Annotated in this window: 20 protein-coding genes and 1 tRNA gene; 18 read left to right on the top strand and 3 right to left on the bottom strand. The window is 63.6% G+C overall.

The genetic code is table 11. The features are described from left to right. Positions 1–42: 42 nt before the first annotated feature. Both CSQ95_RS09365 and mutM read right to left on the bottom strand, forming a co-directional pair. Complete coding sequence (locus tag CSQ95_RS09365) at positions 43–1,944, bottom strand: dynamin family protein (protein ID WP_099409285.1); 1,902 nt, start codon at positions 1,942–1,944, stop codon at positions 43–45. Between the two features lie 22 nt (positions 1,945–1,966). Continuing rightward, on the bottom strand, positions 1,967–2,803 hold the full coding sequence (gene mutM, locus CSQ95_RS09360; protein WP_099409284.1) for a bifunctional DNA-formamidopyrimidine glycosylase/DNA-(apurinic or apyrimidinic site) lyase: 837 nt from the start codon (positions 2,801–2,803) through the stop codon (positions 1,967–1,969). Between the two features lie 167 nt (positions 2,804–2,970). Between mutM and CSQ95_RS09355 the strand changes: the two genes are divergently transcribed. The 7 genes from CSQ95_RS09355 (at position 2,971) to pth (ending at position 9,084) form a co-directional block, all read left to right on the top strand. Next, on the top strand, positions 2,971–4,761 hold the full coding sequence (locus tag CSQ95_RS09355; RefSeq protein ID WP_099409283.1) for a tetratricopeptide repeat protein: 1,791 nt from the start codon (positions 2,971–2,973) through the stop codon (positions 4,759–4,761). A 61-nt stretch (positions 4,762–4,822) separates the two neighbouring features. Beyond that, on the top strand, positions 4,823–5,473 hold the full coding sequence (locus tag CSQ95_RS09350; RefSeq protein ID WP_070312512.1) for an outer membrane lipoprotein LolB: 651 nt from the start codon (positions 4,823–4,825) through the stop codon (positions 5,471–5,473). Continuing rightward, complete coding sequence (gene ispE / locus CSQ95_RS09345; protein WP_099409282.1) at positions 5,470–6,354, top strand: 4-(cytidine 5'-diphospho)-2-C-methyl-D-erythritol kinase; 885 nt, start codon at positions 5,470–5,472, stop codon at positions 6,352–6,354. Before CSQ95_RS09350 ends, ispE begins: the two co-directional genes overlap by 4 nt. Before the next feature lie 78 nt (positions 6,355–6,432). Next, positions 6,433–6,509 (top strand) — tRNA-Gln (locus CSQ95_RS09340). Positions 6,510–6,659: 150 nt separating this feature from the next. Then, positions 6,660–7,610 (top strand): ribose-phosphate pyrophosphokinase, encoded by a 951-nt coding sequence (locus CSQ95_RS09335; RefSeq protein WP_034753270.1) that lies wholly within the window; start codon positions 6,660–6,662, stop codon positions 7,608–7,610. Between the two features lie 165 nt (positions 7,611–7,775). After that, positions 7,776–8,384 (top strand): 50S ribosomal protein L25/general stress protein Ctc, encoded by a 609-nt coding sequence (locus CSQ95_RS09330; RefSeq protein ID WP_070221672.1) that lies wholly within the window; start codon positions 7,776–7,778, stop codon positions 8,382–8,384. 115 nt (positions 8,385–8,499) lie between these two features. Continuing rightward, positions 8,500–9,084 (top strand): aminoacyl-tRNA hydrolase, encoded by a 585-nt coding sequence (gene pth / locus CSQ95_RS09325; protein ID WP_034753275.1) that lies wholly within the window; start codon positions 8,500–8,502, stop codon positions 9,082–9,084. Here pth and CSQ95_RS09320 read toward each other — a convergent pair whose 3' ends face one another. Next, positions 9,085–10,182: a serine hydrolase gene (locus CSQ95_RS09320; RefSeq protein ID WP_099409281.1), complete on the bottom strand. Its 1,098-nt coding sequence runs from the start codon at positions 10,180–10,182 to the stop codon at positions 9,085–9,087. A 118-nt stretch (positions 10,183–10,300) separates the two neighbouring features. Between CSQ95_RS09320 and CSQ95_RS09315 the strand changes: the two genes are divergently transcribed. From CSQ95_RS09315 to CSQ95_RS09265, 11 genes are all read left to right on the top strand, one after another. Continuing rightward, positions 10,301–10,876 carry a hypothetical protein gene (locus tag CSQ95_RS09315; protein ID WP_099409280.1) on the top strand — a complete coding sequence of 192 codons (576 nt, stop codon included), beginning with the start codon at positions 10,301–10,303 and terminating at the stop codon, positions 10,874–10,876. Next, positions 10,876–11,109, top strand: a complete 234-nt coding sequence (locus CSQ95_RS09310; RefSeq protein ID WP_070221669.1) for a helix-turn-helix transcriptional regulator — start codon at positions 10,876–10,878, stop codon at positions 11,107–11,109. The genes CSQ95_RS09315 and CSQ95_RS09310 overlap by 1 nt, the downstream gene beginning before the upstream one ends. Positions 11,110–11,260: 151 nt before the next feature. Beyond that, on the top strand, positions 11,261–12,352 hold the full coding sequence (gene ychF, locus CSQ95_RS09305) for a redox-regulated ATPase YchF (RefSeq protein ID WP_071325626.1): 1,092 nt from the start codon (positions 11,261–11,263) through the stop codon (positions 12,350–12,352). A gap of 218 nt (positions 12,353–12,570) precedes the next feature. Continuing rightward, positions 12,571–13,089, top strand: a complete 519-nt coding sequence (locus CSQ95_RS09300; protein WP_070221722.1) for a sigma-70 family RNA polymerase sigma factor — start codon at positions 12,571–12,573, stop codon at positions 13,087–13,089. A gap of 3 nt (positions 13,090–13,092) precedes the next feature. Beyond that, entirely contained in the window at positions 13,093–14,067 is a 975-nt protein-coding gene (locus CSQ95_RS09295; protein ID WP_099409279.1) for a FecR domain-containing protein, read from the top strand. 103 nt (positions 14,068–14,170) lie between these two features. Next, positions 14,171–15,937: an ABC transporter ATP-binding protein gene (locus CSQ95_RS09290; protein WP_070312516.1), complete on the top strand. Its 1,767-nt coding sequence runs from the start codon at positions 14,171–14,173 to the stop codon at positions 15,935–15,937. Further along, positions 15,931–17,706 carry an ABC transporter ATP-binding protein gene (locus tag CSQ95_RS09285; protein ID WP_099409278.1) on the top strand — a complete coding sequence of 592 codons (1,776 nt, stop codon included), beginning with the start codon at positions 15,931–15,933 and terminating at the stop codon, positions 17,704–17,706. Before CSQ95_RS09290 ends, CSQ95_RS09285 begins: the two co-directional genes overlap by 7 nt. A 16-nt stretch (positions 17,707–17,722) precedes the next feature. Continuing rightward, positions 17,723–18,676 carry an ABC transporter permease gene (locus CSQ95_RS09280; RefSeq protein ID WP_180279009.1) on the top strand — a complete coding sequence of 318 codons (954 nt, stop codon included), beginning with the start codon at positions 17,723–17,725 and terminating at the stop codon, positions 18,674–18,676. Beyond that, positions 18,673–19,623: an iron chelate uptake ABC transporter family permease subunit gene (locus tag CSQ95_RS09275; RefSeq protein ID WP_070221664.1), complete on the top strand. Its 951-nt coding sequence runs from the start codon at positions 18,673–18,675 to the stop codon at positions 19,621–19,623. Before CSQ95_RS09280 ends, CSQ95_RS09275 begins: the two co-directional genes overlap by 4 nt. Further along, a complete protein-coding gene (locus CSQ95_RS09270) occupies positions 19,620–20,390 on the top strand; it encodes an ABC transporter ATP-binding protein (protein ID WP_099409276.1) in 771 nt (256 codons plus the stop codon). The genes CSQ95_RS09275 and CSQ95_RS09270 overlap by 4 nt, the downstream gene beginning before the upstream one ends. 1 nt (position 20,391) lies before the next feature. Next, positions 20,392–21,375: a siderophore ABC transporter substrate-binding protein gene (locus CSQ95_RS09265; protein ID WP_099409275.1), complete on the top strand. Its 984-nt coding sequence runs from the start codon at positions 20,392–20,394 to the stop codon at positions 21,373–21,375. Positions 21,376–21,453: the final 78 nt, after the last annotated feature.

Below are 21,453 nucleotides of genomic sequence, written 5' to 3'. Positions count from 1 at the left end.
GCAGGATTCCAGTATTCTGTTGTTGGATGGTGCTGATGTTGCTCAGCCAGCGCTAGCGGCGCGCAAGGCCGCGAGCAATTGCGCCAGCTGCGCCTTGTCGCGTTCGAGCGCCGCCAGGCTTGCTTCGAAGCCGGCGATTTTCTGTTCCAGGCTGCCCGTGGCGTCGTGGATGCGCTGGATCGAGGCAAAGCGCAGTTTCAGCTGTTCCTTATACTCGACGATCTGCGCTTCGAGCGGCGCCATGATGACTTTCAGCCAGGCGCTGGCGTCGTCATTGGCGTTGGTGAAACTGCGGCGCACGCGCGAGGCGATGGTGTCGAAGAATTTTTCCATCAGCACGACGCGGCTGGTGGTCAGCAGGGTCGCCGTGCCGAACTGTTTATGGTAGACGGCTTCGATGTCGGCGATCTCCTGGCGGTAGCGGGCCAGCGAAAACGGCATCGGCAAGGCCAGCGCCAGGCCATGTTCGGAAGCGAATTTGCGGTACATCACGTTCATCATTTCCGTGATCTCGGCCGTCTTGCGTTCCGAGCGGTCGAGGTTCTGGCCGATGCGCTCGAAATACTGGCGCACGGCTTCGCGCAGGCCCGTGAAAAAGCGGCTGCGCTGCATGGCCGCGCGCACGCCGTCGATATCGTCGCGCACGATGTCCATGCCCAGGCTCGTGTACAGCTCCGTCGACAGGCGGGTAAACACGGCGCGCGTCGCCTGCAGCTTGAACAGGCTGCTGTCGAATTCCTTCTTCTCGATGTCGATGCGCCGCATCATGTGGGCGATCACGCTCTGGTTCTTGCCGCGCAGGCTGTGCAGCTCGTGCAGCTGTTCGGCGATGCCGCGCGCGCGGGCCGCCGCCTGCACCTGCTGCGCCGCTTCGATGGCGTCCAGGTCGAATGCCAGCTGGCGCCGGATGATGTCCTTGCGCGCGGGGATCAGCTCCTCGAACAGGGCCGTCTCCAGCGCCTGCAGGCGGCTTTTTTCCAGCAGCGCCGCATCGTGGTTGATCTTGCCCACCAGGGCCTTTTGCGCCGAGACGGGGAACACCTGGCCGGCGTCCAGCGTCAACAGGTGCGCCACGCTGGCCTGCTGGCGTTCGATCGCTTGCGCCACCTCGGCATCGCCGCGCAATTCGTCCCACATGCTGTCGATCTTGTTGAGCACCACCAGGCGTCCCGCGCCGGCGCCGATATGGTTGCGCCATACCTCGATGTCGCTGCGCGTGACGCCCGTGTCGGCCGCCAGGATGAACAGCACCGCGTGCGCATTCGGGATCAGGTTCAATGTCAGTTCCGGCTCCGTGCCGATGGCGTTCAAGCCCGGCGTGTCGAGGATGACCAGGCCCTGTTTCAGCAGCGGATGGGGGAAGTTGATGATGGCGTGGCGCCACATGGAAATTTCCACCTGGCCGTCCTCGTCAAGCATGGCGGGAGCGTCCGCATCGCCGGCGTCATACAGGCCGTAGCGCGCCGCTTCTTCCACGCTGACTTTTTTCGTCAGGCTGACCTGGCGGATGGCTTCCTGCATGTCGTCGCCCGCTTCGATATTCAGGGGCAGGACGGTCCAGGCGGCGGTCAGCTCGCGGTAGTCGCTGGTCGACAGGTTCTGCGCACGCGTCTCGATGGGCAGCAGGCGGATCGATGGCGGCCAGGCCGCGTCGTACAGCAGCTCGGTGGGGCACATGGTGGTGCGGCCCGCGCCCGAGGGCAGGATGCGCTGGCCATAGCCGGCAAAGAAGATGGCGTTGATCAGCTCGGATTTGCCGCGCGAGAATTCCGCCACGAAGGCGACGGATAAACGGTCATCGAGCAGGCGGGAGCCACAGCGCGCCAGGCGCAGCGCGGAGGCGCCGTCGACCAGGCCCGCCGCGCTGGCGGCTTGCCGGTATGCCTGCAAGGCGGCCTGCACGTCCTGCCGCCATGCGCTGTATTGTTCCAGGTCTCTGACCATCTGGCTCCCTCTGTGAGTGTGCTTACTTTTGACAATTCACGCAGTAAAACGTGGAACGCTGTCCCTGCACGATTTGCCGGATCGGCGCGCCGCAGACGCGGCAGGGCTTGCCCGCGCGGTTGTACGTGAAATACGTCTGCTGGAAGTAGCCGGACTGGCCGTTCACGCCGATGAAGTCGCGCAGGGTGCTGCCGCCCTGCACGATGGCTTCGGCCAGCACGTCGCGGATCGCCTGCGCCAGTTTCTCGTAGCGGGCCAGGCCGATGCGCCGGGCCGGCGTCTTCGGGTTGATCCCCGCGCGGAACAGGCTTTCGGAACAATAGATATTGCCCACGCCGACGACGATGTCGCCTGCCATCAGCACCTGCTTGATGTTGGTGCCCTTGTTGCGCGTTTTCTCGAACAGCAGCTGGCCCGTGAAGCCGCCTTCGAGCGGCTCCGTGCCCAGCCCGCGCAGCAGCGCGTGGCCGTCCAGCGGGCCGTCGGCCTCGTCGTGCCACAGCACGGCGCCGAAGCGGCGCGGGTCCGTCATGCGCAGCACCTGGCTGCCGCCGTCCGCGTCTTCCACGATGAGGTCGAAATGGTCGTGCTTTTGCGCCTGCGTCCCCGTCGGCAGCACGCGCAAATGGCCGGACATGCCCAGGTGGATGATCAGGGTGCCGTGGCGGAAGTGGATCAGCAGGTATTTGCCGCGCCGCCCCGTCAGGCCGATGGTTTGCCCCGACAATTGTTCGCCCAGGGCAGGAGGAAAGGGCCAGCGCAGGCCGTCGCGGCGCAGCACGACGGAGCGCACGGCGCGCCCTTCGAGATGGGGCGCGACACCGCGCCGTGTGACTTCGACTTCTGGCAATTCTGGCATAGGGCTCGAATGGTTGAAAACCGGGTAAAAAACAGGCGGCTTGCCGGCCGAGGACTGGCTCTGGCAGGCTACGCCGCCACGACGCATATATTTCGTTACATACGTGAAGTACGCGATAGCCGCGTTGGGCGTAGAATCAAACTTTGCCGTTTAGCCAGGATCAGCCTTTGAAAAACGCTTTCGCCATTGTAACCTTGTCCGCCCTGATGGCCACGCATGCCATGGCACAGACGCCTGTCGCCCCCGCCGATGCCGCGGCCAGCCCCCTTGCGTCCGCGCCCGCCGCGCCGCAGGAGCCGGACGCCACCTCCAAGGAGGGGGCCGGCGGCGGCGAGCTGCCGAAGGTCGAATTGAGCAGCGACTTGCTGTACAAGCTGACCAAGGCCGAGATGGAATTCAAGAGCGGCCAGTGGCAGGGACCGTACGTGACGATGATGGTGGCGGCGCAGCAGACGCGCGATCCGCGCCTGGCACGCCGCGCTTCCGAAATGGCGCTGGCCGCCAAGCAGGGCAGCGAGGCGCTGGCGGCCATCCGCCTGTGGCGCGAGCTGGCGCCCGACTCGGACGAGGCGACGCAGTTCTTCCTCGGCTTTGTCGTGTTGACGGACAAGATCGAAGAAGCGGAACCGATTTTCGCCGAACGCCTGGCCAATGCGCCGCAAGGCGCACGGGGCGTGGCCCTGTTCCAGATGCAGCAGATTTTGTCGCGCTCGAATGACAAGCTGTATGCCTATTCGATGGTGACGCGTTTGGTGCAGCCTTACCTGGACATGTTCGAAGCGCACCTGGTGCTGGCGCAGGGCGCCCTGTCGATCGGCGAGCGTGACCGCGCCATCGGCGAAGCGAACAAGGCGCTGGCGATCAAGCCGAACTCCGAGCTGGCCGTGCTGACCCTGGCGCAAGTGACGGGCGAACCCGAGGCGGCGGGCAAGGTGCTGGCCGCTTTCCTGCAAAAGAATCCGGACGCCGTCGAAGTGCGCGGCGCATACGCGCGCCTGCTGGTCGAACAGAAGCAGCTGGAACCGGCGCGCGAGCAGTTCCTGCTGCTGCTGAAAAGCGCGCCCGATAACGTGGGCGCCCTGTATGCGCTCGGCATCGTGGCGTTGCAGCTGGAAGACACCAAGGGCGCGGAGCAGTACTTCAAGCGCTTCCTGGCCGTGCTCGAAAAATCTCCCGGCGACACGCGCGATCCGTTCAAGGCCCTGATGATACTGTCGCAGATCGCCGAGACGCGCGGCGACACGGCGGGCGCCATCGCCTGGCTGGACAAGGTCGACAACAGCGCGTCGGCAGGCTATGTCGAGGCGCGCTTGCGCCGCGCCCAGCTGATCGCCCGCGGCGGCAATCTCGATGCGGCGCGCAAGGCGCTGACGGAAATCGAAACGGATGATCCGGCAAGCCAGGCGCAGGTGCTGCTGGTCGACGCGCAATTCCTGCGCGACGCCGGCTATGTGCAAAGCGCCTACACGGTGCTGGAAAACGCCTTGCTGCGCTTTCCCGACAATCCGGAGCTGCTGTACGACTACGCTTTGCTGGCCGAGCGCATGGACAAATTCGAGCGGATGGAGGCCAGCCTGCGCCGCGTGATGGCGCTGGCGCCGGACAACCAGCACGCGTACAACGCGCTCGGTTATTCGCTGGCCGAACGGGGCCTGCGCCTCGAGGAAGCCCATGCGCTGATCGAAAAAGCCTTGCAGATGGCGCCGGGCGACCCGTTCATCATGGACAGCATGGGCTGGGTGCAATTCCGCATGGGTAACCTGGCCGCCGCGGAAAACGCGCTGCGCCGCGCCTATGCCGTGCGCAGCGATCCGGAAATCGCCGTCCACCTGGGCGAAGTGCTGTGGCAAAAGGGCGACAAGGCCGAAGCGCAAAAACTGTGGCGCGAGGCGCAAGGCAAGGACCCGAAAAACGAGGCGCTGAAAAGCACCTTGGCGCGCCTGAATGTCAGTTTGTGATTGAATCGATTATCTCAACTATAAAAAACCAGCGCCATGGCGCTGGTTTTTCCTTGTACCCATGTTAAAAAAACTGCTTCCCCTCACACTCGTCTGCCTGTCACTCTCGGCCTGCTCGACCCTGAGTTCCCCATTCTCGTCAGGCGCCGCGCCATCCGCCAACACCGTCGCGCCCTACCGCGAACAGGTGGAGCTGACGGGCCGCCTGAACGTCGTGTACCAGAAAGATGACAAGCCCGAATCGGCCACCGTCAATTTCAACTGGCAGCAGACGGCGCAGCGCACGGACGTGACCCTGTATTCGCCCGTCGGCAGCACGCTGGCGACGATTGCCGTCACGCCGCGCGAGGCCGTGCTGACGCAAAGCGGCAAGGCGCCGCGCAGCGCGCCCGATGTCGACACCCTGAGCGCGCAGTTGCTGGGCTGGTCCTTGCCCGTATCGGGTTTGCGCGACTGGCTGCAAGGGTATGCCGTGGGCGCCGACGGCAAGCGCTTCGTCGCTTCGCCGGCCAACGACAGCGTGACGACCAAAGACGGCTGGCGCTTGCGCTATGTGTCGTGGCAAGAAGTAGGGCAAAATGCGGCCGACAAGACACCGGGCGCCTTGCCCCAACCGCGGCGTATCGATGCCGAACGCAATGCCAGCGCGCAGGCCGATGCCGTGTCGCTGCGCATCGTCCTCGATCCCGCCCCATCCGCACCAGCACCATGACATTGACGACCCTGAATAACTGCCCGGCTCCCGCCAAGCTGAACCTCTTTTTGCACGTCAACGGCCGCCGCGCCGATGGCTACCATCTGCTGCAGACGGTGTTCCAGTTGCTCGACCATGGCGACACCCTGCACTTCGCGCTGCGCGACGACACGGCGATTGTCCGCGTGACGGAGCTGGCCGGCGTGCCGCAAGAGCAGGACCTGATCATCCGAGCCGCCAGGCTGCTGCAGGCCGAAGTACTGCGCCGCACGGGCGCCTTGCCGCGCGGCGTCGATATCGCCATCGACAAGGTGCTGCCCATGGGCGGCGGCTTGGGTGGCGGCTCGTCCGACGCGGCCACGGCGCTGATGGCGCTCAATCGCCTGTGGCAGGCCGGTTTGACGCGCGAGGAATTGATGGCGCTGGGTTTGCCGCTGGGCGCCGATATTCCGTTTTTCATCTTTGGCGAAAACGCCTTTGCCGAAGGCGTGGGCGAAGCCTTGCAGCCCGTCGCCACGCCCGCATGCTGGTATGTGGTGATCGAGCCGGGCGTGCAAGTGCCGACCGCCGCAATTTTTTGCGCGGAAGGCTTGACGAGAAATACCGAACCCGTCACAATAGCGGACTTTTCCAGGTACCTCGCAGAAGGAAACGATGCGGGCGGGTTTGGAAAGAATGATTTACAGCAAGTAGCATGCAGTCTTTTCAAGCCGGTAGCAGATGCGGTAGAATGGCTGGGTGCTTACGGTGAGGCCAGGATGACTGGCTCCGGTGCTTGTGTATTTAGTGCGTTTGGCAGTCAGGAAGAAGCGGATGCGGTGCTCAGCAATGTGCCACCAGTCTGGGTCGCCTGGAAGGCAAAAGCGCTGAATCGCCACCCGATGCTCACCATGTTGTAGAGAGCAAAAAAAGATTTTGCTTAGCGTCAAATAGTCGGTATAATACTGGCCAACATGACGGCAAGCAGTCAGTAACGTAGGGGAATCGCCAAGCTGGTTAAGGCACTGGATTTTGATTCCAGCATGCGAAGGTTCGAATCCTTCTTCCCCTGCCACCATTTCACCGTAGTCTGTCGATGCGAAGTTGGCGTCCAGTACGGGAAAAAGCAGATGTGCCGCCACGCGGCATATTCTAAACAATGACTGACCGGGCCTATGCCCGGTTAGTGCTTTTCAAGACTTCTTTATCACCTCTTGGGACTCCCATGGCTTACGAAAACCTGATGGTTTTTACCGGCAACGCGAATCCAGCGTTGGCAGAGGGGGTCGCAAAAAACCTCGGCATTCCTCTCGGTAAAGCAAACGTTTCGAAATTCTCCGACGGCGAAGTAATGGTCGAGATTAACGAAAACGTACGCGGCAAGGATGTTTTTGTTTTGCAATCCACCTGTGCTCCAACCAACGACAGCCTGATGGAAATCATGCTGATGGTTGATGCCTTGAAACGTGCTTCCGCTGGCCGCATCACCGCCGCGATTCCTTACTTCGGCTACGCCCGTCAAGACCGCCGTCCACGCTCCGCGCGTGTGGCGATTTCGGCCAAGGTGGTGGCGAACATGCTGGAAGAAGCCGGTGTCGAGCGCGTCCTGATCATGGACTTGCACGCTGACCAGATTCAAGGTTTCTTCGATATCCCAGTCGACAATATTTACGCTTCGCCAATTTTGCTGGGCGACCTGCAAAAGAAAAACTACCAGGATCTGCTGGTGGTGTCTCCGGACGTCGGCGGTGTTGTCCGTGCGCGCGCCCTGGCAAAACGCCTGGGCTGCGACCTGGCCATCATCGACAAGCGTCGTCCAAAAGCAAACGTGTCCGAAGTGATGAACATCATCGGTGAAGTCGAAGGCCGCAACTGCGTGATCATGGATGACATGGTCGACACGGCAGGCACCCTGACCAAGGCTGCCGAAGTGCTCAAAGAGCGCGGCGCGAAAAAAGTCGTGGCGTATTGCACGCACGCGGTGCTGTCGGGCCCGGCGATCGACCGTATTTCGGCCTCGCCGCTCGATGAGCTGGTCGTGACCGACACGATCCCCCTGTCCGAAGCGGCCCTGGCCTGCGGCAAGATCCGTCAATTGACGTGCGCGCCGCTGCTGGCCGAGACGTTCAAACGCATCATCAAGGGTGACTCCGTCATCTCGCTGTTCATCGATTAATTCGGTAAGAGCAGCAACAGACGTAATGCCTGCGGCGCGACCGGCTTTTGCCTGTTGCGCCGCAGTGTTTTAGTTTTCGGGGTGTTTACACCCATTTTCGAGGATTCCTGGTCGCGGGAGTCCTCATAACACAAGGCGCAAGCCTTGTTCTTCTTGGAGTTTCACATGAAAGTTATCGCATTTAAACGCGAATTGCAAGGTTCCGGAGCGAGCCGCCGCCTGCGCATTTCCGGCCAAACCCCTGGTATCGTCTACGGTGGCGCTGAAGCCCCGGTGCTGATCTCGCTGGATCACAACGCCCTGTACCACGCGTTGAAAAAAGAAGTGTTCCACTCGTCGATCCTGGATCTGGAAATCGACGGCGTTTCCCAGCAAGTTCTGTTGCGCGACTTCCAAGTCCACGCATACAAACAACTGGTTCTGCACGCTGACTTCCAGCGCGTTGACGCTAAGCAAGCTATCCACGTAAAAGTGGCGCTGCACTTCGTAAACGCTGACGTTTCCCCAGCAGTCAAACTGCACGGCGCGACCATCAGCCACGTAGCCAACGAAATCGAAGTTTCGTGCCTGCCAGGCCAACTGCCAGAATTCATCAACGTTGACCTGTCGAACATCGACGTCGGTCACTCGCTGCACGTTGGCGACCTGGTCCTGCCAGCTGGCGTGACCGCTGTCACCCACGGCGCCAACCTGACCATCGCTACCGCTTCGGTACCGGCTGGCCACGTTGCTGCTGAAGCCGAAGCCGCTGCTGCTGAAGCCGACAAGAAGTAATTTTGCCGCCGCAGCAATGCGGTAGTCGCAAGGAAAAACCCGCCAGGTTCGCCGCGCGGGTTTTTTTCTGCCTGTTTTCACCGATAATGCTTTCTTTTACATTGCAGACACAGCCATGCCCATACGCCTGATCGTCGGCCTCGGCAATCCGGGACCCGAATACGAACAAACCCGCCACAATGCCGGCTTCTGGCTGGTGGACAATCTTGCCAACAGCCTGCCCGGCACGCGCTTGCAGCGCGATTCGCGCTACAACGCCATGCTGGCGAAAACGTCGATTGGCGGCAACGAAGTCTGGCTGCTCGAACCGCTGACGTTCATGAACCGCTCGGGCCAGTCCGTGGGCGCGCTGGCGCGCTTTTTCAAGATCGCCGCCGATGAAGTGCTGGTCGTGCACGACGAACTGGACTTGATGCCCGGCATTGCGCGCCTGAAAAAGGGCGGCTCGGCCGGCGGCCACAATGGCTTGAAAGACATCACGGCCGCGCTGGGCACGCAGGATTACTGGCGCTTGCGCCTGGGCATCGGCCACCCGCGCACCCTGAGCCTGCAGCAGCAGGTGGCCGATTTCGTGCTGCACCGCCCGCGCCGCGAAGACCAGGAGCTGATCGAGCAGGCGATCGACAAATCGCTGCAGGTGATGCCGCAGATCGTCGAAGGCAAGTTCGAGGCGGCCACCATGAAACTCCATACCGCGTAGTTATTTGCCCGCCTTGCCGAAGCCGGCCATGATGGTTTTCGCCATCTGCTGCTGGCTGGCCTGGGCGCTGCTGCCGTCGCCCGCGTTGGCGGCGATCAGCAAGCCGTCGCCGCTGCCGGGCGCCAGCGCGATCAGCGCGTGCCAGTAGCCGTTCGAGCCCAGGTGGGTGAGTACACGCTGCGGCGCCTGGGGCGGGAAGTGCATCACGCCCCAGCCCAAGGCCGCATGCGTGTCGCCCTGCGCCGTGTGCAGCAAGACATACGTTTCCTGTTTCAGCAGCCTGCCCTTGCCCTGCTCGCCATGCAGTTGATCGAGCGCAAATTTGGCCCAGTCGTGCATGCTCAGGTGAATTTCCCCATCGGGCGCCATCATCAGCGGATTGCTGGCCATCAAGCCGGCGATCGGCTTGTTTTCCTTGTGGCCCAGATTCTGTCCGCGCACCGTGGAACCGAAGGCGGCCCGCATGCCCAGAGGGCCGAACACTTCCGCCTGCATCAATTCCTCGTACGTCTTGCCCGTGACACGCTCGGCGATGGCGGCGGCGATCATGGCGCCGCTGTTCGAGTAATGCGATTCGCCGCGCGGCGCGGCCACGGGCGCGTCGGCCAGCGCGCGCTGCGCGTACTCCTGGCGCAGCAGCGGCAAGGGGCGCGTGTCCGCGTAGGTGGAATCGATCCACGCTTCATCGGGATTGGGCGGCAGGCCGGCGCGGTGCGACAGCAGATCCATCAGATTGACGTCGCGGTATTCGGCGCGCATGCCGGCACTCAGCGCGGGCAGCATGGTTGACAGCGGCGCATCCCACGACAGCACGCCCCGTTCCACCAGCCGCGCGATCAGGGTCACCGTCATGGCCTTGCCGTTGGAGCCGATATTCCACACGTCATCGGCGCGCACGGCATCGTTGCCGTCATTGGCCCGTACGCCAGCCTGCGCCTGTGCCTCGATCTTGCCGTCGCGAATGACAAGCATCGCCATGGCCGGTACGCTCTTGTCGGCCAGCGCCTGCTGCAGCATGGCGTTCAAGTCATGGGCGCGGGCGGCGCCGCTGAGCAGCAAGGTGGTGCTGCAAACGAGTGCGGCAAGCAGGGTTTTCATGGAGTCTCCAGTCGATAGGGTGAGGTGAACATGTTAAAATGGTCGCAAAACATGATTTAATTATTGTTTTACGATAATTTATTCTAACCACACTTGACACTTTCGTATACTTTTAAAGATGAAAAAAAATCCAACGGGACCGGCGGCGCTGAGCCGGCGCGTGCGCTACGGCGTTTCGGGATTCTTTGTGCTGTACCTGCTGCTGACGGTGCTGGGCTGGCTGGCGCCTGCGCCGGCCGCGCAAGGCAGCCTGGGCGGCGCAGGCATGTATGAACTGTTGCTGCAATTGCAGAGCCAGCCATTCGAGCGCCTGGCCGCCATGCCCCTGTGGCAGCGGGGGCTGGGTCTGGCGCTGGCCTTGCCGGCTTTGTGCGTGCTGGCCGATGCCGTGCGCCAGCTGGCCCTGGTCTTGCGCCAGTTCGAGCAGGGCGTGTTTTTTACGCCGCAGGTGGCGCGCCACTTTCGCCGCTTCGCCGGCGGCTTGCTGCTGGGAACGGTGCTGACTTTGCTGGAACCCACCGTGCGCGGAATGCTGTTTGGCTTGCTGGAAGAGGGAACGCGCCAGTTGCGCCTGGTTATCGACATCACGGGCGGCGACCTGTGGACCTTGCTGCTGTGTTCGGTTTTCTTTGCGCTGGCGCAAATCCTGCATGAAGGCCAGAGATTGGCCGATGAAAACAGCGGGTTCATCTGATGGGTATCGTCGTGCGCCTCGATCTGGTACTGGCCAGGAAAAAAGTGAAATCGAAGGAACTGGCCGCCTTTATCGGCATCACGGAGCAGAACCTGTCCCTTTTAAAATCGGGCAAGGTGCGCGGCGTGCGTTTCGATACCTTGTCGAAAATTTGCGAGATGCTCGAATGCCAGCCCGGCGACATCCTGGAATTCGATGCGTCGCAGGCGGATGACGGGGATGGCGACAGTTAAGGTCGCCAGGGCGGTTTTTTTGAAGAGTAGGGTGCATAGAGGTACAATTGACCCTTAGAGCATGAATACAGCAAGATTATCCAGAAAACGCCCGCAACGGCCGTTTTGCACCAGCCGCTTGCCGGCAATATTGATTATTTAAAGGTTTTCCATGAGTCTCCAATGCGGTATCGTCGGCTTGCCGAACGTCGGCAAGTCCACCCTGTTCAATGCACTGACGAAAGCCGGCATCCCGGCTGAAAACTATCCGTTCTGCACCATCGAGCCGAACGTCGGCGTCGTCGAAGTGCCGGATCCGCGCATGGATGCGCTGGCCGCCATCGTCAAGCCGGAACGCATGGTCAACGCCATCGTGGAATTCGTCGACATCGCCGGCCTGGTGGCCGGTGCATCGAAGGGCGAGGGCCTGGGCAACCAGTTCCTGTCGCACATCCGCGAAACGGACGCCATCGTCAACGTCGTGCGCTGCTTCGAAGATGACAACGTCATCCATGTGGCCGGCAAGATCAACCCGCTCGACGATATCGAAGTCATCCAGACCGAACTGGCGCTGGCCGACATGGGCACCGTGGAAAAAGCCATCCACCGCGAAAACAAGAAAGCCCGCTCGGGCGACAAGGACGCGGCCAAGCTGCTGGCCATCATGGAACGCATGATGCCGTACCTGAACGACGCGAAACCCGTGCGCGCCATGGGCCTGGACGCCGACGAAATGGAACTGATCAAGCCGCTGTGCCTGATCACGGCCAAGCCAGCCATGTTCGTGGCCAACGTGTCCGACACGGGTTTCACGAATAACCCGCTGCTGGACCAGCTGACGGCGTATGCGCAATCGCAAAACGCCCCCATCGTCGCCATCTGCGCGGCGCTGGAAGCGGAAATCGCCGACCTGGACGACGCCGACAAGGGCGCCTTCCTGGCCGATATGGGCATGGAAGAGCCGGGCCTCGACCGCCTGATCCGCGCCGGCTACAAGCTGCTGGGTCTGCAAACCTACTTCACGGCGGGCGTGAAGGAAGTGCGCGCCTGGACCATCCCCGTGGGCGCCACGGCGCCACAGGCGGCCGGCGTGATCCACACCGACTTCGAACGCGGCTTCATCCGCGCGCAAACCATCGCCTATGACGACTTCATCGCCTACAAGGGCGAAGCGGGCGCCAAGGAAGCGGGCAAGATGCGCGCCGAAGGCAAGGAATACGTGGTCAAGGATGGCGACGTGCTGAACTTCCTGTTCAACGTCTAAATCCCGGCAGGTCCCGTACGGGGCGAGCATGAACCCTGCAAGTCATTGATTTGCAGGGTTTTTTATTGCCCGTTTGTTTGACTTCATCGCCTTGCCATGCCGCGGATTCCTGCCCGGCCGGTTGCGCTTGTCTTGCCTTTTCCTATACAATGAGAATAATTCTCATTTATATTGATGTGCCTGCCGTCTTGCTGGCCATCGACCACAGGAAGGGTATCGTGAGCACCGCCGAGTTAGCGCTACAGCAGCAAGTCAGCAGTCTGTACACCAACCACCACCGCTGGCTGCGTGGCTTGTTGCGCCGCAAGCTGGGCAATGCCTTCGACGCGGCCGACCTGGCGCACGATGTGTACCTGCACCTGATGAAGACGGGCAGGGTGCCGCCGGCCGGGGAGTCGCGCCGCCATCTGACGCAGATCGCCAACGGCATGGTCATCGACCTGTACCGCCGCCGCCAGATCGAGACGGCCTACCTGGAAGTGCTGGCCCTGGTGCCCGAGGCGCTGGCCCCGTCCGAGGAAGAGCGCGCGCTGGTGATCGAGGCGCTGACGGAAATTGATGCGGTGCTGCACGGCTTGCCCGCCAAGGCGCGCAAGGCCATGCTGCTGTGCAAACTCGATGGCCTGAGCTACCGCGACATCGCCGCCGAATTGCAGGTGTCCGTCTCGTCCGTCGAAAAATACATCGCCGCCGGTTTGCTGGCCTGCTACCAGGCCTTGCATGCGCGAGACGCCTGAACCATGGATGTGGTGATCGCGCCCGCCATCGTGCAGCAGGCGGCCCAGTGGATGGCGCGCCTGTGGTCCGATGACGCCAGCGACGAAGACCGGGCTGCCTGTGCCCGCTGGTGCGCCGCCCATCCGCACCACGCCATCGCCTGGCAGCGTTTGCAAGCGTTCGAGGGCAAGCTGCACAGCGTGCCGCGCGATGCGGCCCGGCACGCGCTGCGGGAGCCGGCACCGGCCGCCTACCTGAGCCGCCGCCGTGCCCTGAAGCTGCTGGCCGTGCTGCTGCCCGTGGGCGGCATGGCGTACCTGCTGCACGGCACGGAGGCCTGGCAAGTGGCCACGGCCGGTCACGGCACGGCCACCGGCGAGATCCGCGAGATTATCTTGCCTGACGGCACGCGCGTCATGCTGGCCTCGGCTTCCGCCATCGACGTGCGCTTCGACGCGAGCGAGCGCTTGCTGGTCTTGCGCGCGGGCGAAATCCTCGTCACCACGGCCCATGATCCGGCGCAGAGGCCATTCCGCGTGCAGGGCCGCCACGGCACGGTACGGGCGCTGGGCACGCGTTTTACTTTGCGGCAAGACGAATACACGTCGCGCGTCGCCGTCTTCGAAGGCGCCGTCGAGATACGCCTCGCGCATGCGCCCGGCAACGCCGTGGGCGTCGCCACGGGCTACAGTGCCATCTTCTCGGCCGACATCGTGCAATCGGCCGCCCCCGTGCCGGCCAGCGCGGCAGCCTGGAGCAAGGGCGTGCTGGTGGCCGACAACATGCGCCTCGATGCCCTGATCGCGGAACTGGCCCGTTACCGCCCCGGCCTGCTGCGCTGCGACCCGGCCGTGGCCAGCTTGAGTGTCAACGGCGTGTTTCCCCTGCGCGACACGGACCGCGCACTGCACAATCTTGCGCTGGCCTTGCCCGTGCAAATCGTGGCGCGCACGCGCTACTGGGTGACGCTGCAAGCCCTGCCCCAGGCTTCTGCCTGACAATTGCGCGGGAGCGATTGAGGGTTTTGCATTCTCGTTCGGGATATAGGGTGAGAGCCACCCTTATCCATTGAACTTATGCACGCTTTTTCCCGTTTTTCCCATGAGTAGCCCAAGCAGCCAGGCCGGCCCGATCAGCCGGATACTGCAGCCCATCCGCGGGCGCCTGATCGCCGCCGCCGTGCTGGCCGGCACGGGTTCCATGCTCACCCTGGTGCCGCTGGCCGGCATCGCGCACATCGCCAGCATCGCCCTGGCCCCTGCTGCCACGCAGCTTGGCATCTGGCCCACCATTCTCGTCAGCGTCGCCTGCCTGTTTGCCGGCATGGCCCTGATCACGCTGGGCGAGCTGGCCGCGCATCTGGCCGACAACCGCCTCACCCATCAACTGCGCCTGCAAGCCATGCAGCGCCTGGGGCAGGTGCCGCTGGGCTGGTTTACCAGCCGTGCCTCGGGCGAGGTCAAGCAGGCGATGCAGGACGACATCAACACCCTGCACAGCCTCACCGCCCATTTTTATACGACGACGGGGCGCGCCGTGGGCGCCATCGCCATCTCCGTCCTTTATCTGTTCGCCATGGACTGGCGCCTGGCCCTCGTCGCCATCCTGCCGTTTCCCGGCTTTTTTCTCTTCTTCGGCCGCGCCATGAAGGCCAGCGCAGGCAATATGGAGCATTTCGTCGCCGGCATGGGGCGCATCAACAATGCCGTGGTGGAGTTCGTCAATGGCATTCCCGTGGTCAAGGCCTTCGGCGCCACGGGACGCGCGCATGGCAGTTACCGCGCGGCCGTCGATGCGTTTGCCGAGGCGTTTGCCGCGTTCACGCGCCCGCTGGTCGGTTCGATGGCCAATGCCAATGCGCTGATCGCGCCCGTCGCCGTGCTGGGCGTGGTGCTGATCGCCGGCACCGTGTTTGTGGCGCTGGGAGCGATGGCGCCCGTGGATATCCTGCCGTTCGCCCTGGTGGCGCCCGGCATTTCCGCGCCGGTGCTGCTGTTGCACTATCTGACGCATGACCTCAACAACGCCACGGGCGCGGCCCAGCGCGTGCAAGCCTTGCTCGATACGCCGGTGCTGGCGCAGCCGGCGCCGGAGCAGCAGCAGTTGCCCAACGGTACCGAGATCCGCATGGAGCGTGTGGGCTATGCCTATGACGGACACAACAAGGTGCTGTCGGACATCACGCTGACCATGCAGCCCGGCACGGTGACGGCCATCGTCGGCGCCTCCGGTTCCGGCAAGTCGACCCTGGCGCGCCTGCTGCTGCGCTTTTTCGACCCGACCGAAGGGCGCATCACCCTCGGCGGCGTCGACCTGCGGCACATCGCCACGCCCGAGCTGTACCGGCGCATCGGCTTCGTGCTGCAGGAAGTGCGGCTGATCCACGCCAGCGTGCGCGAGAACATCGGGCTGGGCCGGCCATCGGCCAGCTTGCATGCGATCGAAGACGCGGCGCGCCTGGCGAATATCCACGAGCGCATCCTGGCCTTGCCGCGCGGCTACGATTCCGTCATTGGCGAGGATGCGCAACTGTCCGGCGGCGAGTTGCAGCGCGTGAGCATCGCTCGCGCCGTGCTGCTCGACCCGTCCGTGCTGGTGCTCGATGAAGCGACGGCCGCGGCCGATGCGGAAAACGAAGTGGCGATCCAGGACGCGCTGTCGCGCTTTGCCCGTGGCCGCACCCTGCTGGTGATCGCGCACCGGCTCGACACCATCATGCATGCCGACAACATCGTCGTCGTCGAGAACGGCGCCATCGTCGAGCAGGGCAGCCATGCCGGCTTGCTCGCCCACGATGGCCGCTATGCGCAACTGTGGGCGCTGGGCGGCTATCAGAATTCCCCGGAAGAAACGGTGCTGCCATGCTGAAGACATTCATTCAACTGCTGGGCGACGATGCGCGCGTGTTCCGCCGCTACTGTGCCATGGCGCTCGCGTATGGCGTACTCAGCGGCTTGACGATCACGGCGCTGGTGCTGGCCCTGGGCCGCCTGCTGGGCGGCGACGCCGGCGGCGCGGCCCTGTGGCTGCTGGTGCTGCTGGCCGGGCTGCTTGCTTGCTGGGCCTGGCGGCGCCAGGTGGAAAAAGCCGGCGTGCGCGTGGGCGTGACGGTGCTGCAAGGGGCGCGCCAGCGCTTGGGCGACCACGTGGCGCGCCTGCCCGTCGGCTGGTTCACGCCGGAGAACACGGCAAAACTGGGCCATGTCATCACGCAGGGCATGATGAACGTGGCGCAGCTGCCCGCCCACGTATTGACGCCCGTGATCTGCGGCGCCGTCACGCCCGTGGTATTGCTGGCCGCGCTGTTTGTGCTGCACTGGCAGCTGGGCGTGATGGCGCTGCTGGCGCTGCCCCTCCTGGCGGGTACCTTGCGGCTCACGGCGCACCTGGGCCAGCGCGCCGACGACGCTTATCACCACCATTTCGCCCGGACCAGCCAGCGCCTGGTCGAGTTTGCGCAAGCGCAATCCGTCTTGCGCGCCTTCCATGGTGACGGCGATGGTGCTGCTGACGGCGGCACGCGTTTCCTGCAGCAAGCGATCGACGGGCAGCGCCACGCGGGCACGCGGCTGATCTATCTGTCGGCCTTGTCGTCCGTGCTCAACGCCTGGTCCGTGCAAGCCATCTTCGCCGCCTTGCTGGCCGCCGTCGCGCTGTGGCTCGATAGCGTGCTGGGCGGTGCAGCCGCTGCGCCGGACGCCATCGCCGTCATCGTGGCCTTGCTGCTGGTGGTGCGCTTCGTCGACCCGCTGCAGGAAGTGGCCAGCTACGGCGAAGTGCTGCGCGGCGCGCGCGGCCCGCTCGATGCGGCGCGCGATATTTTCGCCGTGCAGCCGCTGCCGGAAGCACGCGGGCCGCAGGCGCCGCGCGATGGCGCGGTCGAGCTGCGCAATGTGCACTTCCGCTATGCACAGGACCAGCCCGACGTATTGACGGATATCAATCTGCACATTGCGCCGGGCAGCATGACGGCGCTGATTGGCGCTTCCGGTTCTGGCAAGACGACATTAGTACGCCTGATGGCGCGCTTCTTTGACGCCAGCCAGGGTAGCGTGCTGGTGGGCGGCGTCGATGTGCGGCACATGTCCAGCGAGCAATTGGCTGGGCAGATCAGCCAGATCTTCCAGGACAGCTATCTGTTCCAGGGCAGCATCGCCGACAATATCCGTATCGGCAAGCCGGGCGCCACCGATGCCGAGGTGCTGGACGCGGCGCGCCAGGCGGGCGCAGCCGAAATCATCGCCCGCCTGCCGGAGGGGCTGGCTACGCCAGTGGGAGAGGGCGGCGCGCGCCTGTCCGGCGGCGAACGCCAGCGCATCGCGATCGCCCGCGCGCTGGTCAAGGATGCGCCGATTCTGCTCGTCGACGAGGCGACGGCCGCGCTGGACGCGGAAAACCAGGCCGCCATCGCCGAGGCGCTGGCGCGGCTGCGCGGCAAGCGCACGGTGATCGTCATCGCGCACCAGCTATCGACGGTGGCCATGGCCGACCAGATCGTCGTGCTCGACGGTGGCACGATCCGCGAGCAGGGCGCGCCGGGCGCCTTGCGGGCACAGAACGGCCTGTATGCGCACTTCCTGGCCCAGCGCCGGGCGGCCAAGGGCTGGCGCATCGCCTCCGCCGCACAGCAGCCATGAACGGGATGACGATTTGATACAGGCGCGTCTGTTTTTCGTCTTCCTGCTGCTGTGTGCGGCTTCGCTGCTGGTCGGCGCCAGGCACATCGCCTGGATCGAACTGCTGTCGTCTTCCTGCGCGCTGTCTGACGACGCCTGGCTGACCCTGACGGCCAGCCGCCTGCCCCGCCTGGCGGCGCTGGTGCTGACGGGCGTGGGCCTGTCCGTCTGCGGCGTCATCCTGCAGCACATCGTGCGCAACAAGTTCGTCGAGCCGGCCACGTCGGGTGGCCTCGACGCGGCCAAGCTGGGCATCCTCGTCGCGCTGACCGTGGCGCCGTCCGCAGGCACGGCGGGCAAGATGGCGTTCGCGCTGGCCTTCTGCTTTGCCGCCAGTCTCGTGTATGTGACCCTGATCCGCCGCATCCGCTTCAAGAACACGATCCTGGTTCCCGTGATCGGTCTCGTGTATGGCGGCGTGCTCAGCGCCGTGGCCGAGTTCTATGCCTACCGCCACAACATCCTGCAAAGCATGCAGGGCTGGCTGCTCGGCGATTTCTCGAAAATCGTGCAGGGCAACTATGAAATCATTTATCTGGTCCTGCCCATCGTTGCCCTCGCGTATCTGTACGCGCAGCGCTTTACGGTGCTGGGCATGGGCGAGGGGCTCGCTACCAGCCTGGGCCTGAACTATGCGGGCACGGTGGCGCTGGGCCTGATGCTGGTGGCCGTCACGGTGGCGGCCACGGTGATCACGGTGGGAGCGATCCCGTTTGTCGGGCTGGCCATCCCCAACCTGGTGGCCTTGCGCCATGGCGACAACCTGGGCCGCACCTTGCCCATCGTCGCCCTGTACGGCGCCTCGCTGCTGCTGGCCTGCGATATCGCCGGGCGCCTGCTGATCTACCCTTTCGAAGTGCCGATCGGCCTGACGGCGGGCGGCGTGGGCGGGGTGCTGTTCCTCATGCTGATCATCCGGGGACGCAGATGAGGCGCATCGTCAAGCAGCGCACGCTCTGGCTGGCCGTGTTCGTCCTGGCGCTGGTTTTCCTCTTCCTCGGCGCCAATTTCGATGTCGATTACATCATCCCGAAGCGCCTGGCACGCCTGGCCGCTATCGTCATCGGCGGCGTATGCGTGGCCGTGTCTTCGATTGTTTTCCAGACCATTGCCGGCAACCGCATCCTGACGCCGGCCGTCATGGGTTACGAAGCCGTGTATTTGCTGTTGCAGTCGCTGCTGATCCTCGCGATGGGCATGCACAGCGTGCTGCTGCTGGGGCAGAACGGCAATTTCATGCTGTCCATTGCGCTGATGCTCGCCTACTCGTGGGCCATCCATTACTGGCTGTTTCGTGATGGCAAGAACGACGTATATTTTTTGCTGCTGCTGGGCTTTGTGCTGACGATGGTGATCGGCACGTTCACCCAATTCATCCAGCTGCGCATCAGCCCGGGCGAATTTGCCATCTTGCAAGGATTCAGTCAGGCATCGTTCAACAAGGCGCAGCCCGCACAACTGCTGTATTCGGCCCTGCTGGCGGGCGCCGCCTGCGTGGCCGTGGCGAAGACCCTGCCGGCGCTCGACGTGCTGGCGCTGGGCCGCGAGCAGGCCATCTCGCTCGGCATCGATTACCGGCGCATGGTGCAGCTGCAGCTGGCGCTGATCGCCGTGCTGGTGGCCGTGTCGACGAGCTTGCTGGGACCCACGGCCTTCATGGGCATCTTTGTTGCGAACACGACTTACGCCCTGGCCCGCACGGCGCGCCACCGCCTAACCTTGCCTTTGGGCTGCGGCATCGCCATTGCCATCTTCCTCGCCGCCCAGCTGCTGGTCGAGCATGTTTTCAATTACCGGACCACGGTCGGCATCCTCGTCAACCTGGTGTGTGGCGCGTATTTCCTCGCGCTCATGGTCCGCACCCGAGGCACCGCATGATCCACGTCAACCACATTGAAAAAAGTTACGGCGCCAGGCGCGTGCTGGCCAAGGTCAGCGCACAGTTTCCCAAAGGGAAAGTGACGTCCTTGATCGGCCCCAACGGCGCAGGCAAGACGACCTTGCTGATGCTCATCGCGCGCCTGCAGGAGGCGAACAAGGGCGAGATTACGATAGGCGGGCGCGATATCGCGTCAATCAAGATCCAGGACTATGCGCGCCAGGTGGCCACCCTGCGCCAGGCTCCCGATTTCCATCTGCGCCTGACGGTGGAAGAGCTGGTTGCCTTCGGCCGCTTCCCCTACAGCCGCGGCGCGCTGACGGCGCAGGACCGGCAGGCGATAAGCGACGCCATCGCTTTTTTGTCGCTGGAAAAATTGCGCCTGGCATATGTCGACGAGCTGAGCGGCGGCCAGCGCCAGATGGCCTTCCTCGCCATGACGATAGCCCAGCAGACGGACATATTGCTGCTCGACGAGCCGCTCAACAACCTCGACATGAAGCACGCCGTGCAGATCATGCGCGCGCTGCGCCGTCTGTGTGACGAGCAGGGACGTACCGTGGTCCTGGTGATCCACGACATCAATTTCGCCGCCAATTATTCGGACCACATCGTCGCCATGCAGGACGGCGCCGTGCGCTTTGCCGGTCCGGCCCACGAGGTCGTGACGGAACAGCGCTTGCGCGCGCTGTACGACATCGATTTCCATATCGTGCGCAATGAACGCGGCTGCCTCTGCAATTACTTTACCCCCACAGGAGCTTGAAATGATCTGGAACAAATCCCGCTGTGCGCTGGCCGTGCTGCTTGCCGCCGCGGCCGTCTTGCAAGGCTGTACCGACAAGCCGTCCACGCCTGCGCCAGCGCCCGCCGCCTCCGCGCCACCGCAGGCGTTCGCGCCCATCACCATCGTGCATAAACTGGGCACGACGGTGATCGACAAGCGTCCGCAGCGCGTGGCCGTGCTCGACATGAACGAGGTCGATTTCCTCGACCAGCTGGGCGTGCCCGTGGCCGGCATGGTGAAGGATTACGTGCCGCATTTCCTCTCACGCTACAAGGATGACCAGGGCATCCGCGACCTGGGCGCCATCGTGCAGCCCAATCTTGAGCATATCCACGCGCTCCAGCCCGACCTCGTGCTGATGACGTCGATCCAGGCCAATCACTACAAGGAACTGAGCCAGATCGCGCCCACCTTGCATTTCGACGTCGATTACCAGAACAGCGAGAGCAAGCACATCGACGTGGTCAAGCAGCATTTGCTGATACTGGGGCGTATCTTCGGCAAGGAAGACATCGCCAGCCTGAAAGCGCAGGAGCTCGACGCCAAGGTGGCGGCCGCGCGCAAGGTGACGCAGGCGCGTCCCGAGAGGGCGCTCATCGTGCTGCACAACAACGGCGCCTTCAGCGCGTTCGGCGTGCGCTCGCGCTACGGTTTTGTTTTCGACGCGCTGGGCGTGAAAACCGCCAGTTCGGCCATCGAGGCGGGCTTGCATGGACAACCGATTACCAGCGAATTCATCCAGCAAGCCAATCCCGACATCATTTATGTTGTGGACCGCACGGCCGTGATGGAACACCGTCCCGTCATGACGGCCAAGCAGATGGCCAATCCGCTGTTGCGCCAGACCAATGCCTGGAAGAACGGCCGTGTCGTCTTCGTCGATGCCGACGCCTGGTACATCACGGCGGCCAGCGTGACGTCGTTGAAACGGGTGATCGACGACGTGCTCAGCGCTTATGAATGAGAGCAATTATTTTTTGTAATGATTCGTATTTGCGTTGAGGGTTTTGTCTTTTCGTCCGGGAAATAGGGTGAGAACAAG

Source organism: Janthinobacterium sp. BJB304 (assembly GCF_002735765.1).
Classification (GTDB): Bacteria; Pseudomonadota; Gammaproteobacteria; order Burkholderiales; family Burkholderiaceae_D; genus Janthinobacterium.
This window is presented reverse-complemented; position numbering and strand designations above follow the sequence as displayed.